Below are 20,094 nucleotides of genomic sequence, written 5' to 3' on the forward strand. Positions count from 1 at the left end.
AATTGAACTCAGGTTATTAAATGCTTTTGGTATTTAGCCATTTGCTTTTAGCCAATGAGAAAAAAGTTTTTGTAACTTTGCCGACTGTTGCAATAAATAAAGAAGTTATATCATGCTTGACAAAATAAAAAACCTGCTTGATGAGTTGAATGGATTTTCAGCTACAACACTGGAAGAGGTAGAACAGTTCAGAATTAAACACCTTAGTAAAAAAGGTAGCATTGCTTCGTTGTTTGCCGATTTTAAAACTGTTCCAAACGAGGATAAAAAAGCTGTTGGACAAGCTCTAAACGAGCTTAAAACAGTAGCTATGGATAAAGTAAATGCTTTAAAGGAAAGTTTTACCGGTGCTGAATTTGGCAAGTCTGGTTTAGATTTGACTTTGTCTGGTGATCCTGTAAAGTTAGGTTCTCGACACCCACTTTCGTTGGTAAGAAATGAGATTACAGAAATCTTCGCTCGTTTAGGATTTACCATTTCTGAAGGTCCTGAAATTGAAGATGACTGGCACAACTTCTCGGCATTGAACTTCCCGGAAGAGCATCCAGCACGCGATATGCAGGACACTTTCTTTATCGAGAAAAGTCCGGATGTAATTTTAAGAACTCATACATCATCGGTACAGGTTCATGATTTGCAAGAAATGGAATTGCCAATTCGTTGTTTAACTCCAGGTAGAGTATTTCGTAACGAAGCAATTTCGGCTCGTGCACACTGTATTTTCCACCAAATTGAGGCTTTATATGTAGATGAGAAAGTTTCTTTTGCTGATTTGAAGCAAACACTTACTTATTTTGCAAAAGAGTTCTTCGGTGAGAAAACTGAAATTAGATTGCGTCCATCATATTTTCCATTTACTGAGCCATCAGCAGAGGTAGATGTTACTTGTTCGCTTTGTGGCGGAAAAGGATGTAATGTATGTAAAGGAACTGGTTGGCTTGAAATTTTAGGTTGCGGTATGGTTGATCCTAATGTATTGGAATTAAATGGTATCGATAGCAAGAAGTATTCAGGTTTTGCATTGGGAATGGGAATCGAGCGTATTACCATGTTGAAATATGGTATTAAAGATCTTCGCTTGTTCTTCGAGAACGATATCCGTTTCCTTGAGCAATTTACTGCAGCAGGATTCTAAGAAAATCACAATAGATTTAAAATATAAATGCCTTCCATTATGGAAGGCATTTTTTTATGAAGAGACGCACGGCCGTGCGTCTGTACATGTTTTATTCCTCGTGGTAAATAATCTCCGATGTAACAGGAATTACTTTTTTGTACAAAGCGCTAACACCACAATATTCTTCTTCTGATAGTTTTACAGCTCGCTCAACTTTAGCATGAGGAATATCCTTGCCGAAGAATTCATAAACGATATGCATGTTTTTGTAATAACTTGGTTGTTCTTCGGTCAATTCGCCTTCAACCGAAACTTTTATATCGCGAACTTCAACACGCATTTTTTTAAGAATCATGGCGATATCGATACCTGTACAACCCGCTAGTGCTGTTAACATTAATTTTTTAGGACTAACACCTGAGCCATCGCCACCTACTTGTTTGCTGGCATCTGTTATAAGTTCGTGTCCATCCATATCGGCTTTATAGGCAAGTCTACCTTGCCAACTCATTTCTACTTTGTGTTTCATTGTTTTTAAAATTACAAGCAATAAGTTTCAAGTAATAAACCTGCACTTATTTAACTCAGTGTATTTGATATTTTCTCCTACTAAAATTAGTAAGAATTTAATTCATATAAGTCTCGAATTGACTATTGGAGAAGTAAAACTTAAATTACTATATTTAAACCTGATTCTAACATTGGTGAAATTAGAATTACGAAATGATTAAAACATCAGTAAAAACTACTATTTGGTTATGTTTTTAAGATGTATGATAAAGCTATTTTATAACAAGTTTATTCAGTAAGCGTTGAAATGAAGCAAAATATTAATCTTCCAAACTGCAATCAGTTGGCTGAGAAGTTCAGTGTTAAGTTTCCTGATCTGGGTGTTGACGATCAAAATCTTTTATTTTGGGATGAAGATGTACAATTCTTTAAACGTGGAAGTGTAATCTATAAAGAAGGAGATTTTGCCAAAGGTTGCTTTTTTCTTTTTTCGGGTATTTTAAAAGTATTTAAGACCGGAATTGAAGGAAAAGAACAAATCATACGATTTGCAAAAGAAGGCGATTTAATTGGATTTAGATCGGTATTAAGTCACGAACGTTTTTGCACTTCCGCAAAGGTTATCGAAGATGCCGTTGTGTGTTTTATCCCATCAAATGTTCTTACCAAACTGATACAAGAGAACTCAAATTTTGCCTTGCAGTTAATGAAAGTTACCTGTGCCGAGTTGGGGGAGGCAAATAGTTATATTACCGATATCGCCCAGAAAACGGTTCGAGAGCGTTTAGCAGAGGTTTTGGCACAATTAGAAGATACCTTTGGATTAAATGAAGAAGGTACCTTAAAAATATCGCTTACGCGCGAGGAGTTGGCCAATATGGTTGGAACAGCTACCGAATCGGTAATTCGATTGTTGTCGGAGTTTAAATCGGATAAACTGATAGAACTAAACGGTAGAAAAATAAAGATATTAAATAGCGAATCGCTGCGAAAAACCGGCGGTTTGATTTAGAAAATATTATAAAATATGAGGAGCCCGTTCAATAATTTGAGCGGGTTTTTTGTTTCTGAAAGTTTCGAAAAGTGCAAGAGTTAAACAGTCGAATGGACAATTGTAGAATCCAGTTAATATGTTATTTCATCTTAAAAGTGCTTAGTACTTTTCCCACAGGTGCTTTACCGTTTCGCAAAATAATACAATAAAAACTATCGCGCATATTGCGAATGCTATATAACCATCGGTTTCGGGTATTCGGAATGATACAAACAGTGCCAAAATAAGACAAAGGATGGTTGCTGATAATAATAAGTAAGTTTTCATAAAAATAAATTCTTCTGGATAGCCCGTAAAAGTTAGGTGTTTCGATTATTGATAACAATATTTCAAATTAAGATTAACAAAATTTAACACTTGATTTTTGGTGTGGCTTGTAAAATAAATTAACTTAATTCTCGTTTTTAAAAGAATATTATAATAAAGCTAACCATTTTATTAACCCAAAAACCCCTTTAAAAATGACAAACAAAGAGTGTTACGATTCCCTATTGGAAATGTATGTTGCAATTCACAAGGATGCAATAAAATCACCTAATCTTCCTATTCAAACAGCCATAAGTGAAGCTCTAAAATTGCAAGAGAATGCCCTGCAGGACAAAGATCAATTGATTACTACCGATCTTGATGCTACACTTATTGATGATCTTGCACCACGTGCCTATGCATGTAAGCATGCACAAATAATGTGGGAAAAAGTATTTAAAGCAAAATCGGATGCTGAAGATTTGTGGAGAGAGAAGGCTCCTAAAGCTTACGATTTAAGAGATACGTTATTGCACTATTGTCGATATGTATACAGAAATGATAAGGATTTAAAAGATCGAATCGATCGTATTGCGGATGGCAGTGGTCATGATGATTTGGTGATGGATTTGGCCAATCTGGCCAACCTTGGCAAAGAAAATCCGGAACCTTTAACGGCCAATTCTATCGATCTTACTTTATTCGATCAGGCTGAAACCATGTCGAATGAATGTGGTGATCTGCTTGCAAAAGTTCATGGTGCCAGAACTGCTAGTGATGCCGATGCAAAAGAGATGAGAGATAGAGCTTATACCTACCTAAAACAAGCTGTGGATGCAGTTAGGGCAGCAGGTCGATTTGTATTCTGGAGAAACGAGAAGAGAATTGATTTGTATGGTAGCGAATATTTCCGTGAGCTACGTGAAAATAGCAGAAAGGAAAAGGAGGAAGAATTGGAGGCATAAGCTTCTGAAACCCTCGCGAAGAGCGGTCCCAGTAGGCTATGGATGGGTAATTTAGGCTATGGAGAGCATGAATTAGGCTATGATTTGCAAAAAGTAGGCTATGGACGAATAAAACTCCCGCAGGAAACCATCATTTAGGCTATGGAGCATCTGATTTGGGCTATGGGCGCTTAAATATCGCGCAGGACGACCTAATATTTGCGATGAACAGCCAAAAATATACAATATCCTTGTAGAGCCGTAGCATGCTACGGCTCTGCTAATTAAAACCCAAAACAATGAAAAAATTACTACTACCCATTTGTGTGTTATGCTGTTTTACGCTGCTATCGTGCAACACAAAAAAAACAAACCCTACAATTGAAACTAAATCAACTCCAGATACCTTACAATTGTCAGTTACCATGAATACTGATGATGTATGCAATTTTAATTTTGTTGGTGATTTTTATTTCGACCATCATATTCCTGTGGAGAGTGACTCTATTCTTCCAAGCGTTTGCAAAATTCACTATCCTTTAAAGTATAAAACTCAAATATTTGAATATTCGTGGATGCAGTTAAAACCTTTTCAATTTGAGAATCATTATTTTTTGGTAGATGATAAAGCCAATAAATTGGAGTTTACATTTAATGGTGGAAGTTTGAACTGGCCGAAGGAATCGGGAATGGTTGTTTTGGATGATATCTATGAAAGTTATTTGCCGATAAAAAAACAGTTGAATCTTGGGTCCTATTCGAGTAAACAATCTCTAATTAGGCAAATTGATAGTATCTACACTTCGAATAAGAACAAGTTTAAGGATGAGCATATCAAACTGCAGGTAAATCATATACATTATATCGACAAACTACAAAAGATAGATTCTTATAGTCCTATTGTAATTGATTTTATAGTGAATATGAAAGATGAACCTATTGCCTGTAAAATAACTGCAGATATTTTTAAAACCTACATCAAGTACCATATTGATAATATCAATTACCAGGAATTAGAAAGCAGATATTCACCGGTTTTTATTGACTTGTTTACCAAGGCTATGTATCATTATTTGCGCGATACTGAGAATAAAGGAGATAGTCAGAATGTTAAAGGATTAAATTGGTACAAACAAACTGCCTACTATCAAAATCACAGGGAAAAATTTGAGCCGGAAATTACACCTATTGATGTTACTGAATTTAAGAACAAGATCAAAAAAGTAAGTTTATTGGATGTAAACCAGAACAGCCTGATGTTGGAAGACATTGTAAAAAATAATCCGGCTGATTTTTATTTAATTGATTTTTGGGCTACCTGGTGTGGACCTTGCAAGTCTGGAATAAAAAAAATTGAAACACTGCCAATTCCGAATAATGTTAAGGTTATCAACTTGAGTTTGGATAAGGTTCAAAACATTGAAAAATGGAAAAGATTTGTAAGAGAAAACGGTCAAAAATTAAGTTATCTAATCAACAAAAAAGATCTAAACAATAAAGACTTTATCAAATACATTCGTGTAAAATCCATACCTCGTTATTTAATCATCGATAAACATATGAACTTGGTTGATGAAGAATTTTACCGACCACACGAGCCTAAGTTTATTTCTGATTTAATGAAGATAAGTGCTGGTGATAATCAGATGGTTAACCAATAAATTGTGCTGCAATCTAATGAAGCATTTAGTATTGATCTTATTGTGTTTGTTAGGCAATTACAGTTTGCATAGCCAAGTTTATAGCAAAAAAATCATCTATAAATACCAGATTGAAAATTCTTCGACTGAAGGAATAAAGAAGAAGCAAATCATGTATTTGGTATGTAATGGTAAAGCTTGGGTTTTCGATCCTCAAAAGCAATTTTCAGTTGGTTGGGTTGATGAAGAGAAGGATATATCCTCACCTAATAGTAGTACAGGAGTTATTGATAATGGAGACACCGTTTGGCTGCATCCGCCAAGGCATGATATCTATTTTGTACATGAATTTACTCCTTTTCCAGAGGTAAGACTTCCTTTAGAAGTAGGTAAACAGTGGACAACGGATTTTGGCTATGTTTGGTCTAGTAAAGAATTGAATATACCGGCAGGAGTTAAAGTAAAACCGCACTATACTGTAGAAGCAAAGTTTGAGGATTATTCTGATATTTTGTATCGAACTATTAACTGTTACAAAGTTATGGGAGAGATAAATAATCAATTTATAAATTCAAAGTGGATAGGAATTTTTAATGATGAGTTGGGATTTATAAGAATGGAATTTATCAACACCAACAAATCAATTACTAAAATGAACTTATTGGATTCTTTTGACTGGGATCAATGCAAGGAGAGATTTGGATTGTTTAGTTTATAGCAAGGTATTCATACATTTTTTTGTTTAGTGGTTTCCAACAATTTTCCTTATTTTTAGGCTTGATACTAAATCTAACTCCTACTTAGCTTGAAAAAACGATTTCCACACTTTCGACAGTTGGATGCCATGGATTGTGGCCCAACCTGTTTGCGCATGATTGCCAAGCACTATGGCAAAAATTACACTTTACAATCATTACGCGATAAATCGCACATTACCCGCGAAGGCGTTTCGATGTTGGGTATTGCCGATGCAGCTGAAAGTATTGGAATGCGTAGTATGGGCGTTCGTATTTCTTTCGATCAGTTGGCGAAGGAAGCTCCACTACCTGCAGTTTGTCACTGGGGACAAAACCACTTTGTGGTGGTGCATAAGGTTGAGGAGAAGCGCAACAAAACCATTGTGCATGTTGCTGATCCTGGTTCGGGCTTGCTAAAATTTACCAAAGAGGAGTTCATTAAACAATGGGCAAGTACGCAAAGCCAAGGAGAGCTGAAAGGTTTGTGCTTGTTGCTGGAACCAACACCTGATTTTTACAGCAAGAATGGCGAGGAAGTTTCTCAGAAGAAAAGCATAGGTTTTCTGCTAAAATACCTAAAACCTTATCGCAAATTCATGATTCAGCTGGTATTGGGGATGCTATTTGGCTCTTTACTACAGCTGATTTTTCCATTTCTTACCCAATCCATTGTCGATATTGGGATCAATACCCAAAACCTGAGTTTTATTTACCTGGTGTTGATAGCTCAGTTGGTATTGTTCATATCCAGAATGTCGGTGGAGTTTATTCGTTCCTGGATTTTACTGCACATTTCAACTCGAATAAATATTTCTTTGATATCCGATTTCCTAATCAAGTTGATGAAGTTGCCTATAGGCTTTTTCGATATTAAAATGATTGGGGATTTGTTGCAAAGAATTCAAGATCATACCCGAATTGAGAACTTCCTTACATCATCAACATTAAACGTGTTGTTCTCTATGGTGAACCTCTTGATTTTTGGTGTTGTATTGGCAGTTTATGATATGCAAATTTTCCTGGTTTTTGTTTTAGGGTCAGGACTGTATATCCTTTGGATAAACTTGTTTTTGAGGAAACGAAGAGAATTAGATGGAAAACGATTTGCTCAAATGTCCAACAATCAGAATTCATTGGTACAGTTAATTACTGGTATGCAAGAGATTAAGCTGAACAATTGTGAAAAGCAAAAACGTTGGGAGTGGGAACAAATTCAGGCTGAATTGTTCCAGGTTCGAACCAAAGGTTTGGCTTTAAATCAGTATCAGGTTACAGGATCGATATTCTTTAACGAAACCAAAAATATCGTTATTACCTTCTTGGCTGCAAAAGCTGTATTAGATGGAGGAATGACACTGGGTATGATGTTGGCGGTTCAATACATAATAGGTCAGCTGAATTCTCCAATAGATAATTTGGTTGAGGTTATTCATTCATGGCAGGATGCAAAAATCTCTTTAGAGCGTTTGGGTGAAATTCACCAAATGAAAGAGGAGGAGAGTGTAGATGAACAAACGCTTACCGAGATACCTGATGAGAAAATCATTGATATTGAAAATGTTTGTTTTCAGTATGAAGGTCCGCATTCAGAAATGGTTTTGAATGATGTAAACCTAAAAGTAGAAGAGGGAAAAACTACGGCAATTGTTGGAGCATCGGGTAGTGGAAAAACTACCTTAATTAAACTGATGTTGGGATTTTATCCAACTACTAAAGGAAGAATTTCGCTTGGAGGAACCACGTTGGAAAATTATAGCTCTGCGATGTGGCGCCAAAACTGTGGTGTAGTAATGCAAGATGGATTTATTTTCTCGGATACCATTGCCAAGAACATCGCGGTAGGCGTTGAGCATATCGATAAAAAGAGATTGTTGTATGCGGTTCAGGTGGCTTGTATCGACCAATTTATTGAAAATTTACCTTTGCGTTATAATACCAATATTGGAGCCAATGGGCATGGATTAAGCCAGGGACAAAAGCAAAGAATATTGATTGCAAGAGCGGTTTATAAAAACCCTGAATTTTTGTTCTTCGATGAAGCAACCAATGCATTGGATGCAAACAATGAGTTGGCCATTATGGATAATCTTGATGAATTTAATAAAGGCAGAACCGTTGTTGTTGTCGCGCATAGATTGAGTACGGTGAGAAATGCAGATAAAATCATTGTACTGGAGAAAGGTGAAATCGTAGAACAAGGTACGCACGAAGAACTTACTAGCTTGGAGGGTAAGTATTATCAGTTGGTTAAAAATCAGTTAGAACTTGGTAATTGATTTTTTTAGACGCTGATTTTATAAGATGATTATGATTTTTATGATATGGAATTGCACATGATTGAGAATTATAAATATACTGAGCTTACAGATAAGATTATTGAAGCATTTTATAAAGTTTATAATCAACTTGGAATTGGATTTCAAGAGAAAGTATATGAAAATGCCCTTTTGATAGAGTTAGATAAAAGGCTTTTGAACTTCGAGAAACAAAAAAATATCAAAGTTTATTATGAGGGGCAAATAATCGGTGATTTTTATGCTGATATTATTGTAAATAAATGTGTAATTATTGAGCTAAAAGCCGTAGAATCGATCCGTCTTGAGCATGAAGTTCAGTTGGTAAACTATTTAAGAGCAACTAATATAGAGGTAGGATTACTTTTAAATTTTGGGCACAAACCTCAAATAAAACGAAAGGTTTTTGCGAATGACAGAAAAGTAAATCTTAATGATCATATAAAATCATAAAAATCTGCGTCTAAAAAGAATCAAAAACATGGAGAAAGACCCGAATATAGAATTACGATCAGACGAAGTAAAAGAGATACTTGGAAGAGTTCCAAACTGGATTATTAGAAGCGGAACAACTTTGTTTTTTGTAGTGATTATTGCCATTGTTATTGGTAGTTATTTTTTCCGATATCCGGATATTATTGATTCAAGATTGGTATTAACTACACTAAATCCTCCTGCTGAATTGGTGGCGCGATCAAGTGGAAAAATACAGGAATTGTATGTAAAGGATAATGAGGAAGTTAAAGAGGGTAGCCTGCTGGCAATTATTGAAAATCCTGCTTTCAATGAGGATATCTTTGAATTAAAACAAAAGATGAAGACCTTTCAAGGACATTTAACAGGAGCGGAAAATGTGAATGCTGAAATTGTAGAGGGTACATTCAGACTAGGTGAGGTACAAACTTATTACAATACCTTTTTAAAGTCTTGTGTTGATTATCAACGGTTTTTTGAGTTAGAGTATTACGACCGAAAAATTGACTCTTACAAGAATCAGATAAGTAAATACAATATGTTTTACGATCGCCAATATCAGCAAAAGAAAATATTGGAGAGTGAATTGGCAATATCCAAGAAACAGTATGAGAGGGATTCTTCATTATTTGAAAGAGGAGTAATTGCACAACAAAACTTCCAGAATTCAAAGAAAAAGTATCTTGAGAGTTCGTATTCTTTTCATGGAGCAAGATCTGCATTGGCTTCAACCCAAATTAAAATTTCGGACGTAGAGCAACAGATTATCGACCTTGAATTAAAGAAGGAGAGAGAAAGAAAGGATCTTCAAAACTTCATGATTCAATCCTTCGATCAGTTAAAAGCACAAATTGATATCTGGGAGCAAAAATACCTCATTAAAACACCTATAGATGGTAAGGTAACTTTTAATAAGTTTTACAGTTCGAATCAGAATGTCAAAACTGGAGATAGGGTATTTACGGTACTTCCTAATGATTCAACAAAAATAGTTGCAAGAGTTGAATTAGGCATGCGAGATGCAGGTAAAGTAAAAGTTGGGCAAAGAGTGAATATAAAACTCGATAATTATCCTTATCTTGAATATGGGATGCTAGAAGGGACGATACAATCTATTTCAAAGGTGCCAGAAAATCAAAAATATACTCTCGATGTTAACTTGTCAAATGGTTTGGTTACGAATATCGGAACGGAATTACAGTTTGCTCAGGATAGTGAGGGTAAAGCGGAGATTATCACAGAAAATCTTCGATTACTACAACGAATTTTTAATCCAATACGAGCATTGTTAAAAGAGCGTTTGTAAGTTCCTGTCCCGTAAATTAGAATTGGTGATATGAAAGAACTTGCAGTTGGAATTGATATTGGTGGTACACATACTGTTTTTGGCTTGGTAGACAAGTTAGGCAATTGTCTGGCTCATAATAGGATGTATACCAGGGATTTCGATACATTTTCCGACTTTGTTTCTACTCTTTCAAGAAGAATTAAGTCTCTGGAAATACCAAATCAAACAAATTTTAAAGTAATTGGAATTGGTGTAGGTGCGCCTAATGCTGACTATAAGAAACAAACTATCGAAAATGCATCAAACCTTTCGTGGGAAGGGATTTTGCCACTAGGTAATTTACTTCGCGAGAATTTCGGTTTGCCAGTTAAAGTTACCAATGATGCAAATGCATCAGCAATGGCAGAGATGCTATATGGTGGTGCTGCGGGTATGAAAAACTTTATGGTTTTAACCCTTGGTACAGGTTTAGGTAGCGGAATTGTTGTTAATAGCGAAATTGTATATGGTCATTCAGGTTTTGCAGGTGAATTAGGACACATTATAGCTCGTCCTGAAGGCAGACAGTGCGGATGTGGAAGATATGGCTGTTTGGAGACATATGTTTCGGCTACGGGTATCAAAAGAACTGTAAGTAAGTTACTAGCCAAATATTCTTTTAAAAGTGAGTTAAGAGGAATACCTTTTAATCGCATGAGCGCAAAAAAACTTGCTGAAGCAGCTTATAGAGGTGATGAGATTGCGTTGGAATCATTCGAATATACCGGAAAAATACTTGGAATTGCATTGGCCAATGTTGTGGCAATTAATAATCCTGAGGCAATTTTTTTAGCTGGTGGATTATCAAAAGCTGGAGAATTGTTATTAAAGCCTACTCAACATCATATGGAAGAAAACTTACTTTCCGTTTATAAAGGAAAAACCATTCTGAAAATAACTTCAGTTAACGGAAATTCTGGGATTTTAGGATCTGCAGCTATGATATGGAATCTAATTTAATTATTTGTAGATTTGATTTTCATTCTATTAAAGCCTGACAATTATAGATGAGCCTGCGATTCATTAGCATTATTCTTATTTTATTAACGAGCAAATCTTATGCTCAAAAAAATGTAGATCCGTTTCCTACCCATAATCAAAGTCCATTAATTCATTTTTTTGGATTACCGAATCATCATGGAGGGAAGGTATTGTCTAAAAATGATTTTGCGTTTGGCAATTATCTCAATGTTGCAAACAATGCAACGTCTTCCCAACTGCTCACGGAAGCCATATATCTTGATGGTGAGATGTACCGTAATGATTTAGTTCTGAGATACGGAGTATTGGACAATTTACAAATAGAATTGAGTATACCTCTAGTAAGACATTCTACTGGAGTGATGGACCCGATAATAAGTGGATGGCATGATACGTTTGGTTTACCTGGTAAATCAAGAGAAATAATGACTAATTTTAACCTTACCTATTTGTATCGCGAGAATGAGGAGACTCATATTTTAATGAATGAGAGCAAATTGAAATTTGGTGATATTGCTTTGAAGTTGGATGTGCCTTTAATAAATAATAATTCGCATTTAGTATCTGTTGGAACTTTTTATAAGTTTTCAACAGGTGATAAAAAGCAGCTAATAGGAAGTGGTACCAATGATTTAGGTGTTCATTTATCAGGTAGAATTTTACCTAGGTTTGAAAAAAAATCATTTACTTGGTTTTATTCAGCAGGATATATGCATATTGGTTCTGGAGCTCTTTTGTCTGATATTCTCACCAGAAATATTGTTTTTGGAAGTGTTGGAAGTGCTTTTGATTTAAGCAAAAGTTGGGTTCCAAAGGTGCAGTTTGATTTCCATACTGGATTTTATAAAAAATCAGCTACCAAACAGTTGGGTAGAGAATCCATTCAATTCGTATTAGGAACTGATTATTTTATTTCGGACAATTTAAAATTATCATTCTCTTTTTCAGAGGATTTAATCGTAAATACTGCACCGGATTTTGTATTGCAATTTGGTGTTTCATATAAACTTTAACCCATTACAATTATGAGTATTATTGGAAATATTATTTGGATCATTTTTGGAGGCCTTTTTATCTTCTTTGAATATTTAATTGCCGGCCTTTTAATGTGCTTCACCATTGTCGGAATTCCTTTTGGAATTAAAATTATGCAATTATCCATTTTGGGCTTGGCACCTTTTGGACAGAAAGTTGAGTACAACGATCATGCTGGAGGATGCCTGAGCATTATTTTGAATGTGATTTGGATTTTTATTGGAGGCTTGTGGATCGCATTAACGCATTTGGTATTTGCTTTGATTTTTGCAATAACCATTATTGGAATTCCTTTCGCTGCTCAGCATGTAAAGTTAGCTGGTTTTGCTCTTACACCCTTTGGAAAAAGTATTCGATAGTTTAAAAACACAAAGTTTTATAAAAAGAAATATCCCGGCCGGAGAGGCGCGGGATAATCACAAAATACTTAAACAACAAACACTAACATAAACGTTCCTTAACGCGTATGGAGAGCAAATGTGAGAAAAATTTTTTGGATATGAAAATGATTCGGTCTTTATAATGTCAAAAATATCAAATACTTACACCGAAAACGTTTGTATGAACCTTATTTATTTTAAATTTAAATACTGAAAAGTCTTTTTTTCGATAAAAAAATGAAATTGCTCCACGTGGAACATTCTTTAAATCTTTTCTGATTCATTTTCAGTTGGTTTACAATAATGCTATAAATCGTATTTTCTAATATCTTTGCATTTTTAATCAAAATATTGCACAAAATTGAATCCTCTTAAGAAACTTGCTGGCGAAACAGCCATTTATGGCGTAAGCTCCATTGTTGGTCGATTTTTAAATTGGTTATTATTTCCAGTCTACACCTATATTTTTGCACCTGATGAGTATGGGATTGTGGCTAATTTAATGTCGTATGTGGCTTTATTTTTAGTGCTTCTTACCTATGGGATGGAAACCGGCTATTTCCGTTTTGCAAACAAGGAAGGCAAGGCAGAAATCACATTTACGACAGGATTCTTAAGTTTAAGTGCATCCACACTTGTTTTTTGGTTACTGATTTTTGTTTTTTTTAATCCATTGGCCGATTATTTAAAAATATCTGAACACAAAGAGTATATATTATTGTTGGCAGCAACATTGGGTTTAGATGCCATAACAGCCTTGCCGTTTGCTAAACTAAGACTACAGAATAGAGCTTTCCGCTATGCGGGACTTAAGCTGATAAATATATTCGTTAATGTAGGTATTAACTTGTTTTTCTTGGTTTTATGTCCTTGGATTCATGAAAAATTCCCGAATATTCCAATCGAATCCATATGGAATCCTAATATTGGTGTAGGCTATATATTTATCGCATATTGTGTAGCTTCTGTGATCAACTTTCTATTGTTATTGCCAGATCTTAAATCTGTAAAATTTAAAATGGACTCTAGCTTACTTAAGGAGATTTTAGCTTATTCCTGGCCAATATTAATTGTAAGTGTTTGTGGTCAGATCAATTTAAATTTGGATAAGATGTTAATGCCGAACCTGATTCCAGAAGCTATGGATCCAATGTATCAAACGGGGATTTATGGTGCGAATTACAAGTTGGCTGTTATCATGACCTTATTTATACAAGCATTCAGATATGCATTTGAACCTTTCTTTTTTGCACAGGCAAAGCAGGAAAATTCAAAGCAGGTTTATGCTGACGTGTTGAAGTATTTTACGCTATTCTGTTTATTGATTTTCTTAGGTGTAATGTTCTACATCGACATTGTAAAACTACTGATTAAATCGAATTATCATGAGGGCTTAAGCATTGTCCCTTATGTGCTTCTTGGGAATTTGTTCTTTGGTGTTTTCTTTTCTTTATCTCTTTGGTACAAGTTAAGCGATAAAACAAAATATGGAGCAATTATGGCTATTATTGGATCGGTAATTACCATCGTTCTAAATATTATTCTGGTTCCTAAAATTGGTTATCAGGGAGCTGCTTATGCTGTATTTATTTGCTTCGGTATAATGATGGTTGTTTCCTATTTATTGGGACAAAAACATTACCCAGTTCCATACGATATCAAAAGAATCCTTTTTTATTTCATTTTTGCAATGATACTTTTTGCAGTAGGTTCTCAAATAAGAATTGAAAATCAATGGCTTAAAATGCTTGCCAAGACACCACTATTATTGGCTTTTATTGCTCTTGTAATACAAAAAGAACAATTATGGGGAATGCTTAAAAAGCGCTCAAATTAAATAAAAACCCTACTTTCTTAAACATTAATTTATCTTTCATAAGAGAGATGAATAATGTATCTTAGCGAATCGATAAAATAGAGTGTAAAAACTTCAAAATAAAAGCACATGAAAGTAAAAATCGTTAATAAATCGAAACACGATTTACCTAAATACAGCACTGAATTATCAGCAGGTATGGATTTAAGAGCAAATCTTAGCGAGCCGGTTTTTCTTAAATCATTGGAAAGAAAATTGATTCCTACTGGTTTATTTGTTGAATTACCAGCTGGTTACGAAGCTCAAATTCGTCCAAGAAGTGGAATGGCATTAAAAGAGGGGATTTCAGTTTTGAATACACCAGGAACAATCGATGCGGATTATCGTGGCGAAATAGGTGTGATCCTGGTAAATTTATCCAATCAGGTTGTAGAAATTAACGATGGTGATAGAATCTGTCAAATGGTAATTGCAGTGCACGAAACGGTGCAATGGGAATCGGTTGAAGATCTAGAAGTATCGGAGCGTGGTGCTGGTGGATTTGGTCACACAGGAAAAGCTTAATCGTTAAAAAATATTAATTCGGATTGATTCTTAAGCCGAAATCTTAAATTTGATCCGAATTTTAGCTAATTTAAACATTACTACTACAAAGCAATGAAAATTATAGTACCTATGGCAGGAATGGGGAAGCGAATGCGTCCTCATACTTTAACAGTGCCAAAACCATTAATTCCTATTGCAGGAAAGCCTATTGTTCAACGATTAGTTGAAGAAATTGCAAAAGTTTCGAATGAGAGCATCGAAGAAATTGCTTTCATTATTGGAGATTTTGGCAAGGAAGTTGAGAATCAGTTATGCGAGATTGCGGAAAATATTGGCGCAAAGTCGAGCATTTATTACCAAAATGAAGCTTTGGGAACTGCACATGCAATTCATTGTGCTGCAGACTCTCTTTCAGGAAAAGTTGTTGTTGCTTTTGCTGATACATTGTTCAAAGCCGATTTTGTACTGGATGCCGAGGCAGACAGTGTGATTTGGGTACAGAAAGTGGAAGATCCATCGGCATTTGGAGTAGTTAAACTTGATGGTGAAAATAGAATTACCGATTTTGTTGAAAAACCTCAGGAGTTTGTTTCTGATTTAGCAATTATCGGAATCTATTACTTTAAAGATGGTGAAAACCTAAGAAGTGAATTACAGTACTTGTTGGATAACAAAGTGGTTGTGAATGGTGAATACCAGTTAACCGACGCGTTGGAAAACATGAAAAATAAAGGTTTGGTATTTAAACCAGGTCAAGTTATCGAGTGGATGGATTGTGGAAACAAGGATGCTACAGTTCATACTAATCAAAGAATTCTTGAATATCATAAAGATGATGAATTGGTATGTGATTCATCGAATATTGAGAATTCAATTGTTATTCCTCCATGTTACATTGGAGAAAATGTGGTAATAAAAAACTCTATTGTTGGGCCACACGTATCTGTGGGAGCAGGAACAGTAGTTAGTAATACAATGATTCGCAATACAATTGTTCAACGCAATTCGAACTTGGAGCATTTAAATCTTGAAAATTCTATGATTGGAAATCATGTAGACATTCAGGGTGATGTTGCTGAGTTAAATGTTGGCGACTTTGCGAGCTTTACAAAATAGATAAAGGATGAAGGCGGGAAGAAAATTGTTATTATCAATCTTGGTTGGAGGCTGTGTTTTATGCAGTATTCCTTCTCATGCAAAGAGTGTAAAATCTACCAAAAAGGATAAGCTTCAAAAAGAAGTAAAACTTACAGAACAGCAAAAGTTGGAGTTCGACTACGCTTTTGCCGAGGCTACCAAAGCCATTTTACTTGGTGAGGTAGAAAAAGGAATTTCTTTGTATGTTTCCTGCCTTAAAATAGACCCTTCGAGTGCTGTTGTACGATACGAGTTAGCAAACATCTATCTAAGTAAAGAAAATTACAACAGTGCTCTTGAATTGGCTCGTGGTGCGGTAGAACAGCAGCCTCGTAACCTTTGGTATCAGATTCAGTTGGCAAATATTTACCAAAAAAAAGGCATGATCGATCATGCTTGTAAGGTATATGATGAATTGATTGAAATGTATCCGGAAAGAAAAGATTTCTTTTACCTTCAAGCTGCTTTGTATGCTTCGGTTGAGAAGTTTGAAGAAGCAGTGAAGGTTTACGATCGCTTAGAAAAAAAAGAAGGAATTCAGGAAGGTGTTTCTCTTGAAAAAGAAAGACTTTACATTAAAATGGGAGATAAGAAATCGGCCTATGCAGAAGTGCAAAAGTTGATTAAGAAATATCCGTATCGTGCCGATTTTTATGGAATGTTAGCTGATTTATATTTGGCCGATAACGAAGAGGAAAAAGCCTTTAAACAGTATCAGGAAATTTTGAAAATTGATCCGAATAATGGTTTAGTTCATTTTTACCTGGCTGATTTTTACAGAAAAAAAAGTGAAATCGACAAGGCAAATGCTTCATTGGCAAAGGCTTTTGAGCAAGAAGAGGTACAGGCCGATCAGAAAATACAGTATTTAATTGCCATGCTAATGGCTCCTGATCAACCTGAATTGTCCGACGATTATTTGAAATCTTTACTTGACACTTTGGTAAAAGTGCACCCTGGACATGTTCGTGTTCATGCATTATATGCCGACTTTTTAAGAAAAAGAAAAGACAATGAAGGTGCTAAATACCATCTGGAAAAAGTATTGGAAGAGGAAAAATCCAATTATGTAGTTTGGGAAGAGTTATTGCTGATTTATAATGAACTATTGGATTTTGATGGGATGTTAAAAGTAAGTACTGAAGCATTAACATATTTTCCAAGTCAACCTCTGTTGTATGTATTTAAAGGAGTAGCAGCAGCTCAAAAGAACGATTATCATACTGCTATTAGTGCATTCGAAAAAGGGATGCTATATGTTGGCGATAATATAAGGTTGCGCATTCAGTTCAGAACTTATATGGGTGATGCTTATTACCAAAATGGTGATGCTAAAAAGGCATTTAAAGCTTACGATGAAGTTCTCTTGTATGAACCTGATAACGTGATCGTATTGAATAATTACAGTTATTACCTTTCGGTTCGTGGAGAACAGCTTGGAAAAGCAAAGAAGATGAGTTCAAAATGTATTGAATTGGAAGCAGAAAATGCGACTTATTTAGATACTCATGCATGGGTTTTATACCGATTGGGAGAATACAGTGAGGCAAAGGAAATCATGGAAAAGGCCTTGCAATTTGGAGGCAATGATTCAGCTGTACAAGTAGAACATTACGGCGATATTCTTTTCAGACTGGGAGAAGGTGAGAAAGCCATGGAAGAGTGGAAGAAAGCAATGGATTTGGGCGAAGGTTCGGAATACTTAGCAGAAAAAGTAAAAACAGGAACTATTCCTGAAGAAAAAGAAGATGAAGAATAAATTACATTCAAAAATATACCTGGGAGCCATGGTTTTAATCATGGCTTTTATTCAGTTTTCCTGTAAAACAACTTACGATCTTGGTGTAATAAAAGCTAAACCAATGTCGGATGCAAAGTTGTATAGAAATTTAATTGACAGTAGTTTACATTATAATACCTTATTCGTAAAGAAATACTCGGCCAATTATACTGTTGATGGTGTAAAAAAGAGCTTTAAAGGAGCAATTAAAATTCAGAAAGACAGTTTGATTTGGATTTCAATTACAGCTCCGGTTGGAGGTCTGGAAGTTGCTCGCTTAATGATTACTCAGGATTCTGTTAAGATGATTGACAGGATGAAAAAGAAATACTTTATAGATGACTATGATTTCTTTAAAGAAAAACTGAATGTAGACTTAAATTTTAAATCGCTTCAGGCAATTCTTACCAACTCAGTTTTTCAGGCAACAAATGGGGAAAAAGAAAAATCTTTTATTCGTAGTTTTAATGGACGAATTGTTGATAATATGTACGTTTTCACCTCTGAAAAATCAAGAAAAGTTGATCGTAAACTTCGTAAAGATAAGTTGAAAAGACTGTCTCGATTTGGATACCAAAGAGTTGATATTGATCCATCTTTAATGAGAATTACTGATGTTTTGGTTAAGGATTTTATTGATTTACGAGATGTAAGCGTAAAATACCGGGATTTTAAAATGTATGAAGATCGTAAATTTCCACAACGATTAAGTTTCGAGGTTGTTGATCCGAAACATTTATTATCTTGTAGTGTTAAATTTAATAAGATTACTTTCGATGATGAATTGAAATTTTCATTTAAAATTTCAAGTAAGTACGAAAGAATATATCCTTAAAATAGATTATGGGCGTTTCAAGAAAAAGATTCTTTAAATTTCCGCTGTGCATAATTATTCTACTGATAGTTTTATCTATAGAAGGATTTTCGCAGACAAGTATATCGACATTAAAAAAGCGAAAAGAACAGAACGAAAAAGACATCGCATACACAAATACGCTCATTAAAAGCACAGTAAAAAACAAGAAAGTAAGCTTGGGGCGATTGAATTTATTGAACCAAACAATTCGATCACGACAATCATTAATAAGTTCTATCGAGAATGAAATAAGCTACATCGGCAAACAGATTCTCCAAAAGAATAGAGAAATCTCGAAATTGGAAGATGAATTAGAGAAGCTAAAAAAACAATATGCCAAGGTTATTGTTTACGCTCACAAGCAAAAAAATTCCTACGAAAAATTAATGTTTTTGCTCTCTTCCAAGGATTTTAATCAAGCCTACAAACGATACAAATACCTGCAACAATTTTCGGAATACAGCAGAAAACAAGGAAAAACGATTGGAGTTAAAAAGGGTTCCTTATCGGCAAAAATTATAGAATTAAATAAAGTTAAGGCGGAAAAAGTTAGTCTTTTGGCACAAAAAACTGAAGAAAACAACAAGTTATCTGCCGAAAAATCGCAACAATCAGCCCTGGTTCAGAAGTTAAAAAAGCGCGAAAAACAACTTCGTGATGATTTGAGAAAACAAAAAAGATACGCCCAAAAACTACAAAAGGAAATTCAAAGAATTATAGAACGACAGGCTCGATTGGCCAAAAAATCGAGTAAATCTTCAGGAAAATATGCGATTACTCCAGAGGACAAAACACTTTCCATATCCTTTGATAAGAATAAAGGAAAATTGCCTTGGCCAACCAAAACCGGTTTTATTTCCGAAAAGTTTGGAGAGCATCCACACCCGGTTTTAAAGCATGTTACTGTTAGAAACGATGGTGTTAATATTACTACAGATGCTAAATCGGATTGTAGGTCGGTGTTTAAAGGTGAGGTTACTCACATTCTTTCCATGCCTGGTTTAAATAATGTTGTGATTATCCGCCATGGTGAATTTTTCTCGGTATATTCAAATTTGGCAAGTGTGAATGTAAAAAAGGGAGATGTAGTCCAATCAAAAGAAAAAATTGGTGTAGTTTACACTGATAATACACAAGACCAGACAGTATTAAAATTCCAATTGTGGAAGGGAAGTAGCAAATTAAATCCTGCACAGTGGTTGTATCGTAACTGATTGTAT

18 protein-coding genes are annotated in these 20,094 nt (G+C 35.0%); 17 read left to right on the forward strand and 1 reads right to left on the reverse strand.

Going from position 1 to position 20,094, the window contains the following annotated elements:
• The first annotated feature begins 112 nt into the window (after positions 1-112).
• A complete protein-coding gene (gene pheS / locus BXY64_RS00310; RefSeq protein WP_120238012.1) occupies positions 113-1,135 on the forward strand; it encodes a phenylalanine--tRNA ligase subunit alpha in 1,023 nt (340 codons plus the stop codon).
• Between the two features lie 91 nt (positions 1,136-1,226).
• Here pheS and BXY64_RS00315 read toward each other — a convergent pair whose 3' ends face one another.
• Positions 1,227-1,646: an OsmC family protein gene (locus tag BXY64_RS00315; RefSeq protein WP_120238013.1), complete on the reverse strand. Its 420-nt coding sequence runs from the start codon at positions 1,644-1,646 to the stop codon at positions 1,227-1,229.
• Between the two features lie 288 nt (positions 1,647-1,934).
• Between BXY64_RS00315 and BXY64_RS00320 the strand changes: the two genes are divergently transcribed.
• From BXY64_RS00320 to BXY64_RS00395, 16 genes are all read left to right on the forward strand, one after another.
• Positions 1,935-2,639 (forward strand): Crp/Fnr family transcriptional regulator, encoded by a 705-nt coding sequence (locus BXY64_RS00320; RefSeq protein ID WP_120238014.1) that lies wholly within the window; start codon positions 1,935-1,937, stop codon positions 2,637-2,639.
• A 503-nt stretch (positions 2,640-3,142) separates the two neighbouring features.
• Positions 3,143-3,892: a hypothetical protein gene (locus tag BXY64_RS00325; RefSeq protein WP_120238015.1), complete on the forward strand. Its 750-nt coding sequence runs from the start codon at positions 3,143-3,145 to the stop codon at positions 3,890-3,892.
• Positions 3,893-4,170: 278 nt separating this feature from the next.
• Positions 4,171-5,532 carry a TlpA family protein disulfide reductase gene (locus BXY64_RS00330; RefSeq protein WP_120238016.1) on the forward strand — a complete coding sequence of 454 codons (1,362 nt, stop codon included), beginning with the start codon at positions 4,171-4,173 and terminating at the stop codon, positions 5,530-5,532.
• Positions 5,533-5,548: 16 nt separating this feature from the next.
• Entirely contained in the window at positions 5,549-6,229 is a 681-nt protein-coding gene (locus BXY64_RS00335) for a hypothetical protein (protein ID WP_120238017.1), read from the forward strand.
• 87 nt (positions 6,230-6,316) lie between these two features.
• On the forward strand, positions 6,317-8,524 hold the full coding sequence (locus BXY64_RS00340) for a peptidase domain-containing ABC transporter (RefSeq protein ID WP_120238018.1): 2,208 nt from the start codon (positions 6,317-6,319) through the stop codon (positions 8,522-8,524).
• A 57-nt stretch (positions 8,525-8,581) separates the two neighbouring features.
• The gene (locus BXY64_RS00345) at positions 8,582-8,995 is read left to right on the forward strand and encodes a GxxExxY protein (RefSeq protein WP_120239709.1); all 414 of its coding nucleotides are present in this window, start codon (positions 8,582-8,584) and stop codon (positions 8,993-8,995) included.
• 28 nt (positions 8,996-9,023) lie between these two features.
• A complete protein-coding gene (locus tag BXY64_RS00350; protein WP_120238019.1) occupies positions 9,024-10,322 on the forward strand; it encodes an HlyD family secretion protein in 1,299 nt (432 codons plus the stop codon).
• A gap of 30 nt (positions 10,323-10,352) precedes the next feature.
• Positions 10,353-11,303, forward strand: a complete 951-nt coding sequence (locus BXY64_RS00355; RefSeq protein ID WP_120238020.1) for an ROK family protein — start codon at positions 10,353-10,355, stop codon at positions 11,301-11,303.
• Between the two features lie 47 nt (positions 11,304-11,350).
• On the forward strand, positions 11,351-12,337 hold the full coding sequence (locus BXY64_RS00360) for a DUF3187 family protein (protein WP_120238021.1): 987 nt from the start codon (positions 11,351-11,353) through the stop codon (positions 12,335-12,337).
• Positions 12,338-12,349: 12 nt separating this feature from the next.
• On the forward strand, positions 12,350-12,718 hold the full coding sequence (locus BXY64_RS00365) for a YccF domain-containing protein (protein WP_110362342.1): 369 nt from the start codon (positions 12,350-12,352) through the stop codon (positions 12,716-12,718).
• A gap of 382 nt (positions 12,719-13,100) precedes the next feature.
• Entirely contained in the window at positions 13,101-14,576 is a 1,476-nt protein-coding gene (locus BXY64_RS00370; protein WP_120238022.1) for an oligosaccharide flippase family protein, read from the forward strand.
• A gap of 108 nt (positions 14,577-14,684) precedes the next feature.
• On the forward strand, positions 14,685-15,119 hold the full coding sequence (gene dut, locus BXY64_RS00375) for a dUTP diphosphatase (protein WP_120238023.1): 435 nt from the start codon (positions 14,685-14,687) through the stop codon (positions 15,117-15,119).
• A gap of 93 nt (positions 15,120-15,212) precedes the next feature.
• The gene (locus BXY64_RS00380) at positions 15,213-16,217 is read left to right on the forward strand and encodes a sugar phosphate nucleotidyltransferase (RefSeq protein ID WP_120238024.1); all 1,005 of its coding nucleotides are present in this window, start codon (positions 15,213-15,215) and stop codon (positions 16,215-16,217) included.
• A gap of 7 nt (positions 16,218-16,224) precedes the next feature.
• Positions 16,225-17,997, forward strand: coding sequence for a tetratricopeptide repeat protein (locus BXY64_RS00385; protein ID WP_120238025.1), 1,773 nt, complete (start codon positions 16,225-16,227; stop codon positions 17,995-17,997).
• On the forward strand, positions 17,987-18,853 hold the full coding sequence (locus BXY64_RS00390; protein WP_120238026.1) for a DUF4292 domain-containing protein: 867 nt from the start codon (positions 17,987-17,989) through the stop codon (positions 18,851-18,853). Before BXY64_RS00385 ends, BXY64_RS00390 begins: the two co-directional genes overlap by 11 nt.
• Positions 18,854-18,861: 8 nt before the next feature.
• Positions 18,862-20,088 carry a murein hydrolase activator EnvC family protein gene (locus BXY64_RS00395; protein ID WP_120238027.1) on the forward strand — a complete coding sequence of 409 codons (1,227 nt, stop codon included), beginning with the start codon at positions 18,862-18,864 and terminating at the stop codon, positions 20,086-20,088.
• Positions 20,089-20,094 lie beyond the last annotated feature (6 nt).

Origin of the sequence: Marinifilum flexuosum (assembly GCF_003610555.1) — a bacterium.
GTDB lineage: Bacteria > Bacteroidota > Bacteroidia > Bacteroidales > Marinifilaceae > Marinifilum > Marinifilum flexuosum.

Excerpts from the sequence above, each read along its gene's own strand:
- pheS (WP_120238012.1), top strand. The coding sequence starts at position 113 with ATGCTTGACAAAATAAAAAACCTGCTTGATGAGTTGAATGGATTTTCA.
- BXY64_RS00315 (WP_120238013.1), bottom strand. The coding sequence starts at position 1,646 with ATGAAACACAAAGTAGAAATGAGTTGGCAAGGTAGACTTGCCTATAAA.
- BXY64_RS00320 (WP_120238014.1), top strand. The coding sequence starts at position 1,935 with ATGAAGCAAAATATTAATCTTCCAAACTGCAATCAGTTGGCTGAGAAG.
- BXY64_RS00325 (WP_120238015.1), top strand. The coding sequence starts at position 3,143 with ATGACAAACAAAGAGTGTTACGATTCCCTATTGGAAATGTATGTTGCA.
- BXY64_RS00330 (WP_120238016.1), top strand. The coding sequence starts at position 4,171 with ATGAAAAAATTACTACTACCCATTTGTGTGTTATGCTGTTTTACGCTG.
- BXY64_RS00335 (WP_120238017.1), top strand. The coding sequence starts at position 5,549 with ATGAAGCATTTAGTATTGATCTTATTGTGTTTGTTAGGCAATTACAGT.
- BXY64_RS00345 (WP_120239709.1), top strand. The coding sequence starts at position 8,582 with ATGATTGAGAATTATAAATATACTGAGCTTACAGATAAGATTATTGAA.
- BXY64_RS00350 (WP_120238019.1), top strand. The coding sequence starts at position 9,024 with ATGGAGAAAGACCCGAATATAGAATTACGATCAGACGAAGTAAAAGAG.
- BXY64_RS00355 (WP_120238020.1), top strand. The coding sequence starts at position 10,353 with ATGAAAGAACTTGCAGTTGGAATTGATATTGGTGGTACACATACTGTT.
- BXY64_RS00360 (WP_120238021.1), top strand. The coding sequence starts at position 11,351 with ATGAGCCTGCGATTCATTAGCATTATTCTTATTTTATTAACGAGCAAA.
- BXY64_RS00365 (WP_110362342.1), top strand. The coding sequence starts at position 12,350 with ATGAGTATTATTGGAAATATTATTTGGATCATTTTTGGAGGCCTTTTT.
- dut (WP_120238023.1), top strand. The coding sequence starts at position 14,685 with ATGAAAGTAAAAATCGTTAATAAATCGAAACACGATTTACCTAAATAC.
- BXY64_RS00380 (WP_120238024.1), top strand. The coding sequence starts at position 15,213 with ATGAAAATTATAGTACCTATGGCAGGAATGGGGAAGCGAATGCGTCCT.
- BXY64_RS00385 (WP_120238025.1), top strand. The coding sequence starts at position 16,225 with ATGAAGGCGGGAAGAAAATTGTTATTATCAATCTTGGTTGGAGGCTGT.
- BXY64_RS00390 (WP_120238026.1), top strand. The coding sequence starts at position 17,987 with ATGAAGAATAAATTACATTCAAAAATATACCTGGGAGCCATGGTTTTA.
- BXY64_RS00395 (WP_120238027.1), top strand. The coding sequence starts at position 18,862 with ATGGGCGTTTCAAGAAAAAGATTCTTTAAATTTCCGCTGTGCATAATT.